The sequence below is a fragment of the Sphaerisporangium sp. NPDC049003 genome, assembly GCF_043197795.1.
Taxonomy (GTDB): domain Bacteria; phylum Actinomycetota; class Actinomycetes; order Streptosporangiales; family Streptosporangiaceae; genus Sphaerisporangium.
Map to the genome: position 1 here is coordinate 26,160 of NZ_JBICTU010000009.1, position 18,764 is coordinate 44,923.

General features: G+C 68.9%; 15 protein-coding genes. 7 read left to right on the forward strand and 8 right to left on the reverse strand.

The features are described 5' to 3' along the window. Positions 1–69: 69 nt before the first annotated feature. Complete coding sequence (locus ACGFIV_RS11835) at positions 70–252, reverse strand: hypothetical protein (RefSeq protein WP_358551482.1); 183 nt, start codon at positions 250–252, stop codon at positions 70–72. Positions 253–351: 99 nt separating this feature from the next. Here ACGFIV_RS11835 and ACGFIV_RS11840 point away from each other — a divergent pair, with 99 nt between their 5' ends. Further along, positions 352–1,107 carry a deoxyribonuclease IV gene (locus ACGFIV_RS11840; protein ID WP_358551484.1) on the forward strand — a complete coding sequence of 252 codons (756 nt, stop codon included), beginning with the start codon at positions 352–354 and terminating at the stop codon, positions 1,105–1,107. Positions 1,108–1,176: 69 nt separating this feature from the next. Here ACGFIV_RS11840 and ACGFIV_RS11845 read toward each other — a convergent pair whose 3' ends face one another. From ACGFIV_RS11845 to ACGFIV_RS11860, 4 genes are all read right to left on the reverse strand, one after another. Further along, positions 1,177–2,304: a mannosyltransferase family protein gene (locus ACGFIV_RS11845; protein WP_358551486.1), complete on the reverse strand. Its 1,128-nt coding sequence runs from the start codon at positions 2,302–2,304 to the stop codon at positions 1,177–1,179. 54 nt (positions 2,305–2,358) lie between these two features. Beyond that, positions 2,359–3,696, reverse strand: coding sequence for a glycosyltransferase 87 family protein (locus tag ACGFIV_RS11850; protein ID WP_358551488.1), 1,338 nt, complete (start codon positions 3,694–3,696; stop codon positions 2,359–2,361). A gap of 12 nt (positions 3,697–3,708) precedes the next feature. Beyond that, positions 3,709–6,018 carry a transglycosylase domain-containing protein gene (locus tag ACGFIV_RS11855; RefSeq protein ID WP_358551490.1) on the reverse strand — a complete coding sequence of 770 codons (2,310 nt, stop codon included), beginning with the start codon at positions 6,016–6,018 and terminating at the stop codon, positions 3,709–3,711. A 630-nt stretch (positions 6,019–6,648) separates the two neighbouring features. Beyond that, on the reverse strand, positions 6,649–7,056 hold the full coding sequence (locus ACGFIV_RS11860; RefSeq protein WP_358551240.1) for a DUF5318 family protein: 408 nt from the start codon (positions 7,054–7,056) through the stop codon (positions 6,649–6,651). Positions 7,057–7,201: 145 nt separating this feature from the next. Here ACGFIV_RS11860 and ACGFIV_RS11865 point away from each other — a divergent pair, with 145 nt between their 5' ends. Both ACGFIV_RS11865 and ACGFIV_RS11870 read left to right on the forward strand, forming a co-directional pair. After that, complete coding sequence (locus tag ACGFIV_RS11865; protein WP_358551238.1) at positions 7,202–7,858, forward strand: PadR family transcriptional regulator; 657 nt, start codon at positions 7,202–7,204, stop codon at positions 7,856–7,858. A 13-nt stretch (positions 7,859–7,871) separates the two neighbouring features. Then, a complete protein-coding gene (locus ACGFIV_RS11870) occupies positions 7,872–8,951 on the forward strand; it encodes an inositol-3-phosphate synthase (RefSeq protein ID WP_358551236.1) in 1,080 nt (359 codons plus the stop codon). Between the two features lie 136 nt (positions 8,952–9,087). On the opposite strand, the gene idi is transcribed toward ACGFIV_RS11870, so the two are convergent. Beyond that, positions 9,088–9,678 (reverse strand): isopentenyl-diphosphate Delta-isomerase, encoded by a 591-nt coding sequence (idi, locus tag ACGFIV_RS11875; protein WP_358551234.1) that lies wholly within the window; start codon positions 9,676–9,678, stop codon positions 9,088–9,090. A 295-nt stretch (positions 9,679–9,973) separates the two neighbouring features. Here idi and ACGFIV_RS11880 point away from each other — a divergent pair, with 295 nt between their 5' ends. Continuing rightward, positions 9,974–11,272 carry an MFS transporter gene (locus tag ACGFIV_RS11880; RefSeq protein ID WP_358551232.1) on the forward strand — a complete coding sequence of 433 codons (1,299 nt, stop codon included), beginning with the start codon at positions 9,974–9,976 and terminating at the stop codon, positions 11,270–11,272. 22 nt (positions 11,273–11,294) lie between these two features. On the opposite strand, the gene ACGFIV_RS11885 is transcribed toward ACGFIV_RS11880, so the two are convergent. Continuing rightward, on the reverse strand, positions 11,295–12,566 hold the full coding sequence (locus tag ACGFIV_RS11885) for an adenosylmethionine--8-amino-7-oxononanoate transaminase (protein ID WP_358551230.1): 1,272 nt from the start codon (positions 12,564–12,566) through the stop codon (positions 11,295–11,297). A 120-nt stretch (positions 12,567–12,686) separates the two neighbouring features. Next, a complete protein-coding gene (locus ACGFIV_RS11890) occupies positions 12,687–14,126 on the reverse strand; it encodes a CCA tRNA nucleotidyltransferase (protein WP_392834246.1) in 1,440 nt (479 codons plus the stop codon). Between the two features lie 144 nt (positions 14,127–14,270). On the opposite strand from ACGFIV_RS11890, the gene ACGFIV_RS11895 reads away from it, so the two are divergent. The 3 genes from ACGFIV_RS11895 to murJ are packed head-to-tail and all read left to right on the forward strand — an operon-like array spanning position 14,271 to position 18,692. Beyond that, a complete protein-coding gene (locus ACGFIV_RS11895) occupies positions 14,271–14,849 on the forward strand; it encodes a YbaK/EbsC family protein (protein WP_358551228.1) in 579 nt (192 codons plus the stop codon). 46 nt (positions 14,850–14,895) lie between these two features. After that, positions 14,896–17,073 carry a DUF6049 family protein gene (locus tag ACGFIV_RS11900; protein WP_358551227.1) on the forward strand — a complete coding sequence of 726 codons (2,178 nt, stop codon included), beginning with the start codon at positions 14,896–14,898 and terminating at the stop codon, positions 17,071–17,073. Then, positions 17,070–18,692, forward strand: coding sequence for a murein biosynthesis integral membrane protein MurJ (gene murJ / locus ACGFIV_RS11905; protein ID WP_358551225.1), 1,623 nt, complete (start codon positions 17,070–17,072; stop codon positions 18,690–18,692). The genes ACGFIV_RS11900 and murJ overlap by 4 nt, the downstream gene beginning before the upstream one ends. The last annotated feature ends 72 nt before the right edge of the window (positions 18,693–18,764 follow it).

Here is an 18,764-nt window from a genome sequence, read left to right on the forward strand (position 1 = left end):
CAGAGACGCGAACGACGGGGGCGCCCCCCGAGGCGCCCCCGTCGGCGTGGCAGGTGGGCGGAAGCTATGTCAGCCTCCGATATGAAGATCGACGCCGAGCAGGATGAGGAACCAGAGGAAGACCGCGAGAAGGGCTTGGGCGACCTTCTTGAGCAGGCTGGGCGTGATGTAGTCGTGGACCCAGGCAACGTAGATGCCGATGAGGATGTAGATCAGGCCTAACAGGCTGATTCCGCGGCGGCGATAGGCCACAGTCGTCTCCTATGTCTCACGGTACGCGGGTTTCTGGGCGTACCAACCCGGCGCTCCACCTGCCCCTGGGCCGGTTCTTGAAACGGCTACGCTCGTCCCATGGTGCGTATCGGAGCTCACGTCGACCAAGACGACCCACTGGCCCACGCCACGGCGCGAAAGGCCGAGGTCGTGCAGTTCTTCCTCGGTGACCCCCAGGGGTGGAAGGGGCCGGTCGTCCCGGCCGCCGCCGACGCCCTCAAGGCGTCGGAGGTCGACGTCTACGTCCACGCCCCGTACGTGATCAACGTCGCGACCGCGAACAACCGCATCCGGATCCCGAGCCGCAAGCTCCTCGCCAGCCAGTTGGAGGCCGCGGCCTCCATCGGCGCCAAGGGCCTGATCGTGCACGGCGGCCACGTCGGCAAGGACGACGACCCCCAGCTCGGCTTCGACAACTGGCGGAAGGTGTTCGAGCGGCTCGACACCCCCATCCCGGTGCTCATCGAGAACACCGCGGGCGGTGGCAACGCGATGGCGCGCAAGCTTGAGCGCGTGGCCCGCTTGTGGGAGGCGCTCGACGGCTTCGACGTGGGCTTCTGCCTGGACACCTGCCACGCCCACGCCGGCGGCGAGGAACTCGCCGACGTGGTCGACCGCGTCAAGGCAATCACCGGCCGCATCGACCTGGTGCACTGCAACGACTCGCGGGACGCCTTCGACTCGGGAGCCGACCGGCACGCCAACCTGGGCAGCGGCCAGATCGACCCCGAGCTGATCCTCAGCGTGTGCCGCGCGGCCGGGGCTCCGATCGTGGTGGAGACCCCGGGCGAAGGCCAGGCGGCCGACATCGCCTTCCTTCGCGATCACCTTTGATCCACAGCCTGTGGATAAGTCCCCGGATTACTCCACCGGGAAAGTGGGTACAGGCTGCGGCCCAGCGCCTCAGCCTGCCCATGCCCCGCTGATGAAGGTCATGGTGTTGAGCACCATGAGCGGCCCCGCGACCAGCGCGTACAGCATGAGCACGGGCCGCCGCCGCGCGGAGGCCTGCCCGAGCATGACCCACAGCGGCCACCACAGCAGCAGGGCACGCGGGATCGACAGGTAGTACGCGGAGAAGACGAGCGCGCCGAGCTGGAGGCCGACGTAGACCAGCTCGCTCCACCGCCGCGCGAGGAGCAGCCAGATCACCACGGCGAACCCCACGAGCGCGCCGGCGATCTCCATGCGGAACGCCCAGACGAACTGGCCGTCGCCCGCGGCCATCTGCCAGGTCGTCCAGAACGACTGCCACGGCCACACCATCTGCCGTCCCCAGCCGGCCTCCTGGGCGTGCTGCCAGGCGAGCCAGTCGCCCGTACGTCCGTGCTGGTAGGCGGAGTAGAGCACGAGCGGCAGGAACGGGACCAGCAGCCACGCGGCCTTGCCGGCCCGGCCCCGGCGCATGACGAACTCCACGATGAGGGCCAGGGCGAGGAACAGCCCGGTGATACGCACACATGAGGCCCCGGCGGCGAGCAGGCCCGCCGCCATCCAGTTCTGGCGTCGCGCGTAGAGCCAGGCGGGCACCGCGAAGGCCAGGAAGAGCGACTCGGTGTACCCGGCGAACAGGAAGACCGCCGTCGGGCAGAGCAGGAGCGCCAGTACGGCCCGCCAGCCGGCGCCCTCGGGGCCCTCTAACTCGCCGAGCCTCGCCAGCGCCGTCATCGCGACCAGCCCCGCGACGAACGAGATGAGCAGGCCGGCGAGCGACCAGTCGGGCACGATCACATGGACCAGGCGCAGGGCGAGGGGCATCCCGGGGAAGAAGGCGGGCAGCCCGGCGTCGGGGTCGGTGGCGGGGTTCCCGTCATAGCCGTACTTCGCGATGTCCACGAGAAGCTTGGCGTCCCAGTGCTGCCAGCGGTCCAGGAACGGCGTGAGGAGCTTGTCCCCCGCCAGCACGCTCGCTCCCACCGTCGCCGCGACGACGATCCCCAGGCGCGAACCCAGCCACAGAACCAGCGCGTCGCCGTCGGACCGGCGCCCGGAGGGCACCCGGGAAACGGTCTCCTGGAGGGAGGTCTGCACAGGAAGGAGAATAGAGGGTCATCCTGGACTTTCGATCAGGACCTCAGGCCGAGCTCACGCGGGCCGGTCCTCGACCGCGCGCGGAGCCACCCGCAGGACGAAGCGGTCCTCGGCCCCGTCGAAGACGCCGCCGATCGGGTCGTCCACGCCGCCCCGCCGGATCACGTCGTGCTCGGGCCGCAGGATGTCCCTGACCACGAACGCCGCCATGATCGCGATCGTGGCCACCCGGCCCCAGACCCCGGTGAAGTACGTGCCGTCGCTGATCCCGAGAGCCTCGTTGCCGGGCTGGATGCCGACGAGGTAGAGCCAGATCGCGAAGAAGTACCAGCACTCGGCCACCTGCCAGAGCAGGAGGGGCTTCCAGTTCGGCCGCGCCAGCACCGCGAACGGCACCAGCCACAGCACGTACTGCGGGGACCACACCTTGTTGGTCACCATGAAGGCGGCGAGGACCAGGAAGCACAGCTGCATCAGCCTCGGCCGGGTGCGCGAGGTCAGGGCCAGCACGGCGATGGCCAGGCACAACACGCCGAACGACGCGATGCCGAGCATGTCGATGCGGCTCGGATCCCCGAGGACCGGCCACTGCTTCGTCTGGAAGAAGTACCAGACCGATCCCCAGTCGGCTCCGCGCTCGCTGCTGAAGGCGTAGAACCTCTTCCAGCCCTTGAACGCGAGAAGCATGAATGGCAGGTTCACGGCCGCCCACGCGATCACGGTGCCGCCGAGCGTCCAGAGGAAGGCCTGGAACCTGCGGGTGCGCAGCGCCAGCAGGAACAGCGGGCCGAACAGGACGAGCGGGTAGAACTTCGTGGCGATCGCCAGGCCCAGCAGCACCCCGGCCAGGAAGTGCCTGTTCCTCGACCACGCGAGGAAGGCCCCGAGGCTGAGGGCTCCGCACAGCAGGTCCCAGTTGATGAACGCCGTGAGGATGAGCGCGGGCGCGAGCGCGTACCAGGCGGCGTCCCAGGGACGGCCCTGCATCCCGGCCAGCGACGCCATGACCAGGACGCCCACGATCAGCGAAGCCGCCATGACGAGCACGGTGAGGTCGTAGAACCAGACCCCCGGCTCGTTCAGCCCGGACACGATCTTCTGGATGACCCACATCAGGGAGCCGATGCCGACGGGGTACTCCACGTCGTGGCCGAAGTACGGCGCGAGCCCCTGGTCGAGCTTCTCGTTCCACCACAGTGGATAGATGTCGGTGTAGCAGAAGTTGAGGAACTGCTGGGTGCCGTCGTTCCACGCCCCGCCGAACCGGCAGGGCGCCTTCCAGGCGTACGCGAGCACGGCCCCGAGGGCCGCGAGCAGCCCGAGGGGAACCAGGGGCAGCACGGCACGGGCCACGGGGGCGGCGGGACCGGGGACGTACGTCGATCGGCTCATGGCGTTATCCGATCACCGGGTGGGCGCGGGCGTCGACCGGCGCCCGCCTGTGGGCGACGGTGAGGGGGCGGGCGGTGACGGCGTGGTCGAGGTGCCGCCCGGGGCGTCGCCCTGGTTGATCGGGTCGCCGCCTCCGTTGTTGCAGGCGTCGTCCCAGGGAAGGCAGCCGCCGCCGTTGTCGCCGCCGCCGTTGTCCCCGCCGCCGTTGTCGTCCGGCCAGCCGTTGTCGTCCGGGAACCCCTCGTCGGTCGGTGTGGGGGTGGGCGTCGGAACCGGCTTGGGCGCGAGGTCGAGCGGCGAGCCGATGTTCGTCGGCGGGGGGAACTCCTCGGCCTTCTGGCCCTTCATGGCCTCGGCCATGAAGGCCCGCCACACGCGCGCGGGGACGGTGCCTCCGTCGAAGTTGTTGCCCAGCGACAGCTCGGCGCCGGTCTTGCGGTCTTCCTTGTACATGCCGACCGCCGAGGAGAGCTGCGGGGTGAAGCCGACGAACCACGCTTCCTTGTTGTCATTGTTCGTACCGGTCTTGCCCGCGACCGGACGGTCGGACAGGGCCGCGGCCGTACCGGTGCCGCCCTTCACCACGGACCGCAGGGCGACGATCGCGTCCGCGGCCACTTCCTCGGAGATGACCTGCTTCGGCGTCTTGTCCTCGGTGATGACCTCGATCTTGTCGGGACCGATCACCTTGATGACCGTGTGGGTCGGGTAGTGCTTGCCGGCGTTGGCGAAGATCGAGTAGCCGCCCGCCTGCTCAACCGGGGTCACACCGGCGCTGCCGATGGAGAACAGGAACCGGTGGTCGTTGACGTCCTTGTCGAGGCTGTCCTTGCTCAGGCCCGCGTCCTCGGCGATCCGCTTGACGGCGTCCAGCCCGACCTCGGCGCCCATCTGGCCGTAGGCCGTGTTGATGGAGTGCTGCGTGGCGTAGACGATGTCCATCGAGGCCGGCGTCGCGTGACCGTTGAAGATCGGCGTCGTGCCTTCGAGCTTGAGCGGCTGCTTGCCGCTCACGTAGCTCTTCAGGCTGTGGCCCGCCTCCAGCCACGCCGCCAGCACGTACGGCTTGAACGCCGACGCCGCCTGCTTGCGGGCCTGGAACGCCTCGTTGAACTGGTCGGGATGCTTGCCGAGGTAGTCGTTGCCGCCGTAGAAGGCGATCACCCGGCCGTTGCGCGGGTCGACGGCGGCGAGTCCGGTGTGGACCTCCTTCGGGAGCCCCGCGGTGGTCTGGACGACGGCCTTCTTCGCGGCGAGCATGAGGTTCTTGTCGAAGGTCGTGTAGATCTTGTAGCCACCGGTCTCGATCTCGGACCGCGGCAGCCCCTTGGACTCAAGCTCGCTGAGCACCTGGGTCAGCATGTAGCCGCGCAGCTTGCCGAACGCCGAGGAATCCCTGCGGGGCTTCGGCGTCGGGAACTTCAGCGTCGTCGGAAAGGCCCCGTACTCCTTGGGGTTGAGCTTCGCCATCTGCCCGAGGACGTAGTTGAAGCGGAACTGGGTGCCGGAGTAGTTCTTCTTCTCCTCGGCGATGTCGAAGTTGCCCGGCTGCTGGATGCGTCCGGCGAGGTAGGCGCCCTCGGCCTTTGTCAGTTTCTTGACGCCATGACCGAAGAACTTCTGGGCGGCGGCCTCGATGCCGTAGGTGTTGCGGCCGAAGGGGACGGTGTTCAGGTAGTACTCAAGCACCTTCTCCTTGTCCCAGTCCTTGTCCAGCTTGATCGCGATGAAGATCTCCTTGACCTTCCTCTTGATCGCCACCTCCTGGCTGAGGCCGTTGAAGTAGTTCCTCGCCATCTGCTGGGTGATCGTGGACGCGCCCTGCAGCTGCGTTCCGGTCGCGGTGCTCCAGGCCGACCGCGCGATGCCGGACAGGGAGATGCCGGGGTCGGTCCAGAACGTGTCGTTCTCGGCCGCGACCACCGCGTCCTGCACGTACTTCGGCACGTCCGCGAGCTTGACGGCCTTGCGCTCGGTGCCCAGGCGGGCCATCGTCGAGCCGTCCGAATAGAGAAAGGTGCTGGCCTGGGCGGTGGCGGCCTTCTGGGCGTCGTTCTCGCTCGGCAGCGGAGTGTTGGCGTACGCGACGGCGATCATGCCGAAGACGCCGGCCGCGAGGACGGCGAAGCCGACCATCACGATCTTCCAGTTGGGGACGAACCGCCTCCAGCCCGTACGGCCGGGCGGCTCGTCGTCCCTCTGCCGCCGCCTGCCCGGGCCCTCACCGGGAGGCCCGTCGCCCGGACCCCTGCCACCGGGCGCACCCGGCCCGGGACCGCCGGGCGACCTGCGGCTTCGCCTGCCGCCCATGTCACGGCTCACGACGGTCTCCGAGCCGGAGACCTCGCGCCGTGGCGCGCCCTGGCCGGGCGGAGGCAACTGCCCTATCGACTGGGTGTCCTCGAAGGCCGCCTCGGAGCGCCGGCCCCGGGGCTCACCTTGAGCACGACGCGGATCGCCACCACCTGGGAAGGCATCGGGCCGCGAGCGCGGGTCCGGGGAGCCGGAACGCGAGCGGGGGTCGGCGGGACCTGGGCGTGAGCGCGGGTCCGCGGATCCGGAGCGAGAACGCGGGTCGGGCGAGCCTGGGCGGGAGCGGGGGTCGCCCGCGCCCTGCCTCGGGTCACCGGAGCGGCCCTGCGGCGGGCCCCAGCCAGGGTCCCCGCCCTGCGGCGGCGCGGCACGGCGCCCGGAGGCCGGGTCGGGTGCGGGGCGCTGCGACGGGGGTCCACCGGCGGGCGCGCCATCTGGGGCAGAGCGACGGCGCCGCCCGGGGCGAGCTGGTCCGCCGGGGCCCTCGACTGGGTCGGGGCGGCCGGTCGGCTCGGAGCCATAGCTGCTGTAACTCACGCGTCCTCGTTGGGTCATCTGGCGATCTGGAGGGTCTTCGACGTCTGTCAGCGTCAGGCGGAGAGGCGTGCCTCCTGAGCCGTGAAGCTCGACTTCGCTGGACTACGTCTCCGCGGTCTGTCCGTCTTTGCCGGAGTTGCCCGGTGGCCCGCCGTTGCCTAGGACGAAGGAAACCGTCAGGTGATTCCATGAACAACCTTGGCAGACCTCAACAACGTAGACCCGGAATTCCTCGTATTCGTGGGCCATCTGAACAAGGTCTGACGTGGCTTTTACACGACCCGCACCGCGGCCTAGCTGGTCGCCATAGACATATGTGACATGGGTCACGTTCCGGCATTCGCATATTGGGCAGACGCGCTCGGTGGGCTCACCGTGATACCTGGCGGCACGCAGAAGGTAGGGATGCGCATCGCACACGTCGCTCCTGGCCGCGCGACCGGAGCGGAGCGACTGTACGGTCGCCCGCTTCGCGAGGCCGTAGTCCACGACCCCTCGCTGTGACCACATGAGCGTCAGACTACGACTTTTTTGACTATTCCGCCCAACCGCTTGAGCTTTTGCCGATTGCACACTATGCCGACGCGACGTATCCTCTGGATGTATCGACTCGATACATCGGCAGAGCACATCGATGCGAGAGGGGGCGGTTCCAGTGGCGGTCAGCAGGGGCGGAGTCCTGGAACTGGCCGTGCTCGGCTCGCTTCACGAGACTCCCTTACACGGCTATGAGCTGCGGAAACGGCTCAATGCCCTGCTCGGCATGTTTCGTGCGTTCTCCTACGGCTCGCTCTATCCGTGCCTTCGGCAGCTTCTGGCCGACGGTCTCATCGCGGAGGAGGCGCCGGACGAGGGCGGTCCATGCACCCCCACGCAGACCCCCCGCGACACCTCTCTGCCACTCACCGGCCGGCGGTCGAAGATCGTCTACAAGCTGACGGCCGAGGGCAAGGAGCGCCTGCACGAGATGCTCACCCAGGCGGGGCCCTCCTCCTGGGAAGACGAGAGTTTCGGCGTCCACTTCGCCTTTTTCCGCCACACCGAGGCCGAGGTACGGCTGCGCATCCTTGAAGGTCGCAGAAGCCGCTTGGAAGAGCGACTCGACGGGGTTCGCACGGCTCTCGCCCGCACGCGTGAGCGGTTGGACAGTTACACCTTGGAATTACAGCGCCACGGTTTGGAATCAGTCGAGCGTGAAGTGCGCTGGCTGAACGAGCTGATCGATACCGAACGAGCGCAAGCCGTCCGGCCAAGAGCGGACAGGGCGGGGGCGCAGGACGCCGAGCCCGTTCCTGATAAGACGAATGAGTAAAGGAGCGAGTGCGATGGGTTCCGTGCGCGTAGCCATCGTCGGAGTCGGCAACTGTGCCGCGGCGCTGGTGCAGGGTGTGCAGTTCTACAAGGACGCCGACCCCGCCAGCCGGGTGCCGGGCCTGATGCACGTCCAGTTCGGCGACTACCACGTCGGTGACGTGGAGTTCGTCGCGGCGTTCGACGTCGACGCCAAGAAGGTCGGCCGCGACCTGTCCGAGGCGATCGTGGCCTCGGAGAACAACACGATCAAGATCTGCGACGTGCCGCCCACGGGCGTCACCGTGCAGCGTGGCCCGACCTACGACGGTCTCGGCGAGTACTACCGCGAGATGATCGAGGAGTCCGACGAGTCTCCGGCCGACGTTGTGGCGGTGCTCAAGGAGGCCAGGGTCGACGTCCTGGTGTCCTACCTTCCCGTGGGGTCCGAGGAGGCCGACCGCTTCTACGCCCAGTGCGCCATCGACGCGGGCGTGGCCTTCGTCAACGCGCTCCCGGTCTTCATCGCCTCCGACCCGGTCTGGGCGCAGAAGTTCACCGACGCCGGCGTCCCGATCGTCGGCGACGACATCAAGTCCCAGGTCGGCGCGACCATCACCCACCGCGTCATGGCCAAGCTCTTCGAGGACCGCGGCGTCGAGCTGCTGCGCACGTACCAGCTCAACTTCGGCGGCAACATGGACTTCATGAACATGCTGGAGCGCAAGCGCCTCCAGTCGAAGAAGATCTCCAAGACGCAGTCCGTCACGTCGCAGATCCCGCACGAGATGGCCAAGGCCGACGTCCACATCGGCCCGTCGGACCACGTGCCGTGGCTGGACGACCGTAAGTGGGCCTATGTCCGCCTTGAGGGCAGGTCCTTCGGCGACACCCCGCTGAACCTGGAGTACAAGCTGGAGGTCTGGGACTCCCCCAACTCCGCCGGCGTCATCATCGACGCGGTGCGCGCCGCGAAGATCGCCATGGACCGCGGCATCGGGGGGCCGATCCTGTCGGCTTCGTCCTACTTCATGAAGTCACCGCCGGAGCAGTACTCCGACGACGACGCCCGCGAGTGGGTCGAGAAGTTCATCCGCGGCGAGATCGAGCGCTGACCCACCCGGGGAGCGCCCGACGGCGGCCGTACGCGAACAGTGGCCCGCGCGGGGCCGCCGCCGGCACAGAGACGCCGGCACAGAGATGAGGAAGCGTCCGGAATCATCCGGGCGCTTCTTCGTGTATTGGGAGGTCCTATCGAGGGCTTCTGGCCGCTGGGGGCAGGTCGGCCGGGTCGGCGGCCTCCCAGGCGGCGGGGTCGGCGCCGAGAGCGAGGAGCAGTGGCACCTGCTCACCGCACCACGGAGAGATCGCGAGCAGCCCGCTCATGACGTCGTTGGTGAACTCCTTCCAGGGCATCCACCGGGTCTCCCCGACCTCGTCCGGATTGGGCCGCGGATCGCTGGAGACGATGGCCCGGTAGACCGGGCACATCTCGTGCTCCACCGTCCCGTCCTGCATCACCGCGCGGTAGGCGAACGTGGGGAGCATCAGTTCGAGGCTGTCGGCGGCGAGCCCGAGCTCGTAGGAGAGCCTGCGGACGACCGCCTCCACGGGAGGCTCACCCGGCAGAGGGTGCCCGCAGCAACTGTTCGTCCACACCCCCGGCCAGGTGCGCTTGTGGGACGCGCGCCGGGTCAGAAGGACCCTTCCCTCGCCGTCGAAGACATAGCAGGAGAACGCCAAGTGCAGGGGCGTGTCGGCGCCGTGCACAGCGGACTTGGGAGCGGTGCCGATGGCCTCGCCTTCGGCGTTCACGAGCACGACCTGTTCGTCATTGGTCACTCGATCGAGGGTACGTGATCATGTGTGCTCAGGTCATGCGCCCGGCCCTCCGTCAGGCCCGTTCGCTGGACAAGCGTCATCCCCGGATAAGGAAAGGTCCTCCCAGGTGGACCAAGCGTCTACCTCGGGCGAACCGGAATGGGACGCGACTGGATCAACGGCGTGGTAATCGACCAGACCCCGGTGAAAGCCGCTTTCCACCACGCTCGACCGAAGCGGTGGGCGTTCTCCCCTTGGGGCATATCGGGGATGTTCCCGATGTGGCCTTCGACACCGGGCCAGTAGGCTGACCCGCGTGTCCTACGTCTCCGACCTTCGTGCCGTCCTTCGAGGCCGGGACTTCAGACGTCTGTTCGCCACCCGCCTGGTCTCGCAGTTCTCCGACGGCGTGTTCCAGTTCGCCGTGGCGGGCTACGCCTTCTTCATGCCTGAGAAGCAGACCAGCGCGGCCGAAGCGGCCGTCGCGTTCGCCGTCCTCCTGCTTCCCTACTCGATCCTCGGCCCGTTCGCCGGGGTGTTCATCGACCGCTGGTCGCGCCGCCAGATCCTGGTGATCGCGCCGGTGGTCCGCGGGGTCCTGCTGATCCTGGCCGCCCTGCTGGTCGCGCTGAACGCCCCCGACTGGTGCTTCTACGGCGCCGCACTCGCGGTGCTCGGGGTCAACCGCTTCTTCCTTTCTGCTCTCAGCGCCGCGCTTCCCCACGTGGTCGAGGGCGAGCGCCTGATGCTGGCCAACGCCGTCACCCCGACCTCGGGCACGATCGTCACGTTCATCGGGGCCGGGATCGGGTTCCTGCTCCGCCTCCTGTTCGGCGCCGAGCACAGCGGTACGGCCATGCTGCTGGTCGTCTCGGGCGTGGTCTTCGGTCTGAGCTCGCTGATCGCCTCCACGATGCGGAGGGCCCTGCTCGGGCCCTCGTACGACCCGAACCGGCCGCAGGCCCGCGAGGCCGTACGCAACGTGGTCACCGGCATGATCGACGGTGCCCGTCACATCGTGCGCCTGAGGGCCCCTGCCGCGGCACTGGCCAGCATGGGCGCCCACCGGTTCCTGTACGGCATGTTCATCGTCATGACCGTGATGCTCTACCGGTTCTACTTCACCACGGACGTCGAGGCGGGCCTGAGCCACATCACAGGGGTGCTCGCCACCTCGGGCCTCGGCTTCTTCGTGGCCGCGCTGATCACCCCGTGGGCCACCGAGCGCTTCCGTCCCGAGACGTGGATCCCGATCATGCTCGCCACGGGCGGGGTGCTTGAGTTGCTGCTCTGCCTGCCGTTCCAGCAGGTGGGGTTCCTCGCGGGGGGCTTCGTCCTGGGCGTCACCGGGCAGAGCGTGAAGATCTGCACCGACACGATCGTGCAGCGCGACGTCGAGGACGCCTATCTGGGCCGGGTGTTCTCGATCTACGACATGCTCTTCAACGGCATGCTCGTGCTGGCGGCCTCCGTGGTGGCGCTGATCCTCCCGGCCAACGGCAAGTCCTACCTCGTGCTGGTGATCGCCTCGGTGGGATACGTCCTCAGCGCCCTCGGCTACCGCCTGATCGCCGGAAAGGCCACCCCCCTCTCCCCCCAAAGGGTCACCCAGTAACCGCGCGACCCCGCGGCATCACTTAGGCCGGCAATGTGGCCGCGGCCGCCGTCATCGCGGTGGTGACGCGTGCCAGATCGTCGGGATCGATCGTGTAGGGCGGCATCGTGTAGACGAGGTGCCCGAAGGGCCGCAGCCAGACGCCGTGCTCCATCACGATGTCCTGGACCTTCGAGGTGTCCACGGGGTGCACCGTCTCGATCACGCCGATCGCCCCGAGCACTCTGACATCCCTCACTCCGGGAGCGCCGGCCGCGCCGGCCAGCCCCTCGACCAGGCCGGCCTCGATGCGCTTGACCTCGTCTCGCCAGGGGCGCTCATGCAGCAGGGCCAGTGAGGCGTCGGCGACGGCCGCCGCCAGGGGATTGCCCATGAACGTCGGCCCGTGCATCAGCACGCCGACCCGCTCGGCCACCTCCAGGGTGCAGAGCGTGGCCGCCAGGGTCAGATAGCCGCCGGTCAGCGCCTTGCCGACGCACATGATGTCGGGCCTGACGCCCGCGTGGTCACAGCCGAACATCTCGCCCGTGCGGCCGAAGCCCGTCGCGATCTCGTCGGCGATGAGCAGGACGCCGTGCTCGTCGGCCAGCTCACGCAGCCTCCGGAGATAGGCCGGGTGGTAGAAGCGCATGCCGCCCGCTCCCTGCACCACGGGCTCCACGATGATCGCCGCCAGCTCACCGGCATGTTGTGCCACCAGGTCCGCCAGATGGCCGAGATAGGCCTCGTCGACCTCATGATCCTCGGAGCCTCCCGGACGCCGGCCGTAGCCGCCCGGTGGCCTGTCCGCGAAGACGTGCTGGGGAAGGACGCCGCTGAACAGGTGGTGCATGCCGTTGACCGGGTCGCACACCGACATGGCGCCGAACGTGTCGCCGTGGTAGCCGCCCCTGACGGTGAGCAGGCGGCTCCTGCCCGTGCACTGGATCGCCGCCTTGATGGCCACCTCGACGGCCACCGACCCGGAGTCGGCGAGGAACACCTTCGGAAGGCCCGTCATCTCCGCCAGCCGCCGCCCCAGCCGCACGGCGGGCTCGTGGGTGAGGCCGCCGAACATCACATGGGCCATGTCGTCGAGCTGCTCGCGGGCGGCGGCATTGAGACGCGGATGGTTGTAGCCGTGGATCGCCGCCCACCAGGACGACATGCCGTCGACCAGCTCACGGCCGTCCGCGAGGGTCAGCCGCACACCCTCGGCCCTCACGACGGGGTGTGCGGGGACGGCGGGAAAGGCCTGGGCATAGGGGTGCCACAGGTGTCTGCGGTCGAGATCGGTCAGCGTTCGGGCGTCCACTCGGTCACCCTAACCCCGGCCGCGTACCCCGCCACGAGGACCGGCCCGGCCTGTGGACGACCCCGCGAAACAGCCGTCCACCTGTGGACGACCCGGCCGGCCCATGAACGGGCGAAGGGCTCAGCCGGGGACGACGCCCTGGCCGCGCGCCCACTCCACCAGTGCCGCCGTGGCGGCCTCCTTGCCGACGACGCCCTCGTCGAGGCGCATCTCAAGCAGGAACTTGTAGGCCTTGCCGACCACGGGCCCGGGACCGACACCGAGGATCTTCTGGATCTCGTTGCCGTCGAGCTCGGGCCGCATCTTCGCCAGCTCCTCCTCGTCGGCGAGGCGGGCGATGCGCTCCTCCAGGTCGTCATAGGTGCGTGACAGCTCCTGGGCCTTGCGCTTGTTGCGGGTCGTGCAGTCGGCCCTGGTCAGCTTGTGCAGCCGCTCGACGAGGTGCCCGGCGTCGCGTACGTAGCGGCGCACGGCCGAGTCGGTCCACTCGCCGGTGCCGTAGCCGTGGAAACGCAGGTGCAGCTCGACCAGGCGCGAGACGTCGGCCACGACGTCCTTGGGGAACCGCAGCTCGGCGAGGCGCTTCTTGGTCATCTGGGCGCCGACCACCTCGTGGTGGTGGAAGGAGACCCGGCCTGCCTCCTCGAACCGCCGGGTCTTGGGCTTGCCGATGTCGTGCAGCAGCGCCGCCCAGCGGAGCACGCGGTCGGCGCCGGCCGCCTCCAGCGCGATCGCCTGCTCCAGCACGATGAGCGTGTGCTCGTAGACGTCCTTGTGCCGGTGGTGCTCGTCGATCTCCAGGCGCAGCTTGGGCAGTTCGGGCAGCACATGGGCGGCGAGGCCGGTGTCCACCAGCAGGCCCAGGCCTTCCCTCGGGTGCTCGCCGCAGATCAGCTTGTCGAGCTCGTCACGGATGCGCTCGGCGGAGACGATCTCGATGCGGTCGGCCATCGAGGTCATGGCGGCGACGACCGGCGGATCGACGGCGAAGCCGAGCTGGGAGGCGAAGCGCGCCGCCCGCAGCATCCTCAGCGGGTCGTCGTCGAAGGAGGCCTCGGGGGTGCCCGGGGTGCGCAGGACCTTCGCGGCGAGGTCGGACAGCCCGCCGTAGGGGTCGACGAACTCGTGCCCCGGCAGCCGCACCGCCATCGCGTTGATCGCGAAGTCGCGTCGTTCGAGGTCGGCTTCGAGGGTCTCGCCGTAGACCACCTCGGGCTTGCGGGACTTCGGATCGTACGACTCGCTGCGGTAGGTGGTGATCTCCAGGACCCAGCTGCCCTTGCGGACGCCCACCGTGCCGAAGTCGATGCCGATGGTCCAGATGGAGTCGGCCCATCCCTTGACCATCTCCAGCACCCGCTCGGGGCGGGCGTCGGTGGTCAGGTCGAGGTCGTTCCCGATGCGCCCGAGAAAGACGTCGCGGACCGACCCGCCGACGACGGCGAGCTCGTGCCCATGCGTGGCGAACAGCTCGCCGAGCTCATCGGCGACTGGGGCAATCCGCCGGAATAGGTCGATCACGGCCCTCTGCTGACTAACGCTCAGATTTGAGACGGACAAGCTGGGTAGGTCCTTCGGTTACGGAAGAGAATCTCCGCGCTAGCCCTGGTGTAACCCGCCCGGGAACACGCCCCATGCGATCACCAGGTTACGGTCAGTCGCAGATCTGTCGGGGGCACCCGGACAAGACAAGGAGCACGAGAGATGAAAGACGCCCTCGCGATCCACCGCCGGCTCCTGTCCCACCAGATCCACCATGAGATCGTACGGCTTCCGCGCGCCTTGACGTGCGCCGACGACCTCCCCGAAATTCTCGGCGTCGAGCCTGGTTCGTGCATCCGGGTCACGGTGTTCGAGGTGACGACGCGCAGCTCACGCGAGCCCGTGGCCGTGGTCACGACGGTCGCCTCACCCCCTCGGCCCGGCGCCGTCGGCGCGCTGCTCGGCGCGCGGCGGGTGCGGCCGGCGCCCGCTTTCCTGGTCAACTCCGCCACCGACTACGCCGCCACATCGGTGTCACCCCTCCTGCTCCCGGATGAACTCACCGTACTGATCGACGAGCGCCTGGCGGACTCGCATGACCCCGACGACCTGGTGTACACCCCCACCGGGGAGCGCCGTACGGCCCTGCGGCTGAGGGCCCTTGACCTGCTCACACTCACCCCGGGGAAGTACGTGGACCTCCAGGCGGCGCGGCACAGGACCGTGCGGATGCCCGGCTCCCGGGAAGTACGGCCCGTGATGGGCCTCCCCCGCTGCGAATCGCCGCCCGCTCTGCTTTAGGCCATACCATTCTGGGCGTGCGCCGAACTCCACCCCTGGCCGGCACGTGACCCGCGGAGCCGCCCTGATCTCCGTTCTGACCGCCGCGTTCCTCATCGCCCCGGCGGCCATCGCCAGTGCCGCCATCGCCCCGGGGGCCGTCACGGGCCCCGTGGGCACGACCTCCACTAGTACCGCGGAGACGAGGGGGATCACGAGCGCGCCGGCTTCCAGCCGTCAGGACGCCCAGATAGTGGTGGACTCCATAACACCGCAGGCGCCCCGCGAGCCGGCCACACCCATCTCGATCTCGGGTTCGGTCACCAACACCGGCGCGACCGCTTTCGCGGGGGTCTCGGTCCGGCTGCGCTTCTCGCGACAGCCGTTCGCCAACCGCACCGAGATGCAGGCGTTCGCCGACGGCGGCCAGATCCTCGACTCCTCGCGGAGCACGGTCTACGTGAGCCAGCTCCCCGCCTCGGGCAAGCTCCCCTGGGAGTTCAACGTCACCCCGGCCTCGCTGGGGATGGTCCGGTTCGGGGTCTACCCCCTGACGATCGAGCTCGTGGACGGCGTGGGCCGGCCGCTGGCCTCCCAGCGCACGTTCCTTCCGTACGCACCGAAGGACCAGCCGATCACCCGCACCAAGATCGCCTGGGCGCTTCCCATCGTCGACCAGCCGCATCGCGGCGACGACGCCACCTTCGTCGACGACGGCCTGCGGCAGGCGGTCGCCGACGACGGGCGCCTGGGCAAGGTCCTGAAGATCGCTGAGACGCCGTCCAAGGGCGTGAGCTGGTTCGTCGATCCGGCCCTCCTCGACGACGCGCAGGCCATGTCCAAGGACTACAGCCTCAAGACGGGCACGGCCACGACGAGGAAGACCGCCGACCAGGGTGTCGCGCAGTGGCTGCAGAGGCTGCGCGCCTCGCTCGCCAAGGTTCCCGTCATCGCCACCCCGTACGCCGACCCCGACGTCGCCGCCGTGAGCCACCAGGGGCTCGACACCGCCACGGGCATCGCGATCGACAAGGGCGCCTCCGTCGCGAGCGACCTGCTCGGCAAGGAGGTGGGCACCGCCACCAACTGGCCGGTCGGCGGCGTGATCGACCACGACGCCCTCGACGTGCTGGCCGTAGGCGACGTCCGCACGGTGCTGCTCTCCTCCACGGCCCTTCCCGCAAGCCCTCCGCCGGCCTACACGCCCGACGCCGCCACCTCGCTCGCGACCGTCCAGGGCAGTGTCAACGTGCTGCTCGCCGATCCCGTGCTCAGCCAGCTCCTCACGACGACCGGCACGACCGCTCCCGGCACCACCACCCTCATCAGCCAGCGGTTCCTCGCCGAGACCGCGATGATCAGCGCCGAACGGCCGGAGGAGGCGCGTTCGGTCATCGCCGCGCCGCCCCGCCGCTGGAATCCCGACCCGGCCTTCGTCACCACCGTGCTGAAGACTGCGGCCTCCGCGCCGTGGCTCAAGCCGGTCTCCCTGAGCTCCGTCAAGCCGCCGAAGGACGGCGTGCCCCGCACCGACCTGGTGTACACCGACAAGGACGAGCAGGCCGAGCTCGCCAAGTCCTACATCAGCGACGTCAAGAAGCTCAGCAACCGCGCGGAGCTCACCGCCACCGTCACCAAGGACCACCGCAGGGTCTTCGACACCGCCCTGCTGAGGCTCACCTCGACGGCCTGGCGTGGCCGCACGGGCAGCGCGAACCCGCTGCTCAAGCAGATCGACTCGGCCGTCAGCGAGCGCACCGACGCGATCTCCGTCTCCACGGGAGAGCAGCGCACGCTCGCGGGGAAGAACGGCATCGTCCCGATCAGCATCCGCAACGACCTCCAGGACGAGGAGGTCACGGTCGGCGTGAAGATCACGTCCGGCAACCGCAAGCTCCTCACGATCGGCACGTACGAGTCTCCGGTCACCATCAGCCCGGGCAAGACCAGGTCGCTGGACATCCCGATGATGGGCAACGGCGACGGCCAGACGACGGTCAAGGTGCAGCTCACCAGCGAGAGCGGCGTGCGCTACGGCCTTCCGGTCGAGGTGACCGTTCGCATGACCGGTTACACCGCGATCGTCCTGGTGATCGTGGGGGCCGCCCTCACCGTGGTGCTCGCCGCCGTGATGCTGCGCGTCCTGCGCCGCCACGCCCGGCGCTCCGCGAAGGGCCGCAGGCCGGGGCGGACCGGCCCGCGAGCCGTACCGGAACCCGCACAACATCGAGAGGGGCCTTCATGAGCCGGATGTTGCGCGCCAGCGCGGTCATGGCCGCGGGCACCATGGTGTCCCGCCTGACCGGCTTCGTACGTACGGCCGTGCTCGCGTCGGCCATCGGCGTCGCGGCCCTGGGCGACGCCTACAACGTCGCCTACACGATCCCGTTCATCCTGTTCGACCTCCTCATCGGAGGTGTGCTCAGCAGTGTGATCGTCCCGATGATCGTCAAGGCGCAGAAGCACGACGCCGACGGCGGCCGGGCCTACGAGCAGCGGCTGATGACCGTGGCCACGATGGCGCTGCTGGCCATCGCCGTGCTCGGGGTGCTGTGCGCCCCGCTGCTCATCGCGCTCCTCACCACCGACCTGGATCCCCGCAGCGCCCAGGTCGCCACCACGCTGGCGCGCTTCATCCTTCCCCAGATCGCGTTCTTCGGCATCGGCGCGATCGCCGGCGCCATCTTGAACACCCGCGACCGGTTCGCGGCGCCGATGTGGGCGCCCGTGCTCAACAACCTCGTGGTCATCGCGGTCGGCCTCTTCTACCACTTCGTCAGCCACGCGGGCGGCGACATCGAGGCGGTCACATCGTCCGACCTGGCCCTTCTCGGCATCGGCACCACGGCCGGCATCGTGATCCAGTCGATCGTCCTCATCGTCGCCGTACACCGTGTGGGGTTCCGGTTCGTGCCCCGGTTCGACCTGCGCAACGCGCGGCTCGGCGAGATGGGCAGGGCGGGCGTGTGGACGCTCGCCTTCGTCGGGTTCAACCAGGTCGGCTACATCGTCACCACCAACCTGGCCACGGGTGCCACCGCCAAGGCGCTCGAGCAGAAGGCCGGCCATGTCGCCGGCATCGCGTCGTACAGCTACGCCTTCCAGCTGTTCCAGCTCCCCTACGGCATCATCGCCGTCTCGGTGATCACCGCGATGCTCCCGAGGATGAGCCGGTACGTACACGAGGGTGAGCTGGGCGCCATCCGTGAGGAGTTCGCCTCCGGCGTGCGGCTGGTCTGCTCGGTGATCGTGCCGTCGGGGCTGCTGCTCATGGTGCTGGGCCCTGCGGTGACCGTGCTGATCTTCGCCCACGGCAGCACCTCGGTGGACGACGCTCTGAACATGGGAAACGTGCTCCAGGTGTTCGGGCTCGCGCTGGTCCCCTTCTCGATCTACCAGCTCCTGCTGCGGGTCTTCTACAGCTTCGGCGACACCCGCACGCCCGCGCTGATCGCGGGGGGCAACGTCGCGGTGAACGCCCTGCTGAGCTTCATCCTGTACCTCACGCTGCCCCCCCACCTCATCGTCATGGGGCTCGCCCTGGCCTTCACCGCCGCGTACGTGGTCGGCGGGGCGGTCGCCTGGACCCTCGCCAGCCGCAAGGTGGGCGGCGGGCTCGGTGGCAGGGTCGTCGCCTCCGGCCTGTCGCGCATGTACGTCGCCGCCATCCCCGCCGCGGTCATCGCCCTCGCCGCACTGTGGGCGACCAAGCAACTGGCCGGGGTGTCGCCGCTCAGCTCCACGATCATGCTGGTGGCGGGCGGCGGGCTCGGCGGGCTGATGTACCTGGTCGCGTCCCACCGGCTGCGAATCGCCGAAATCAGCTCGATCATTGGACTTGTGGCGGGACGGGTAGGCCGCTAGTCATAGGTAACCCGGAAGTCCGGTTCGCCCGTGATCCAAGGGCAACACGGGCGGCACCCGCTCCGGACTACC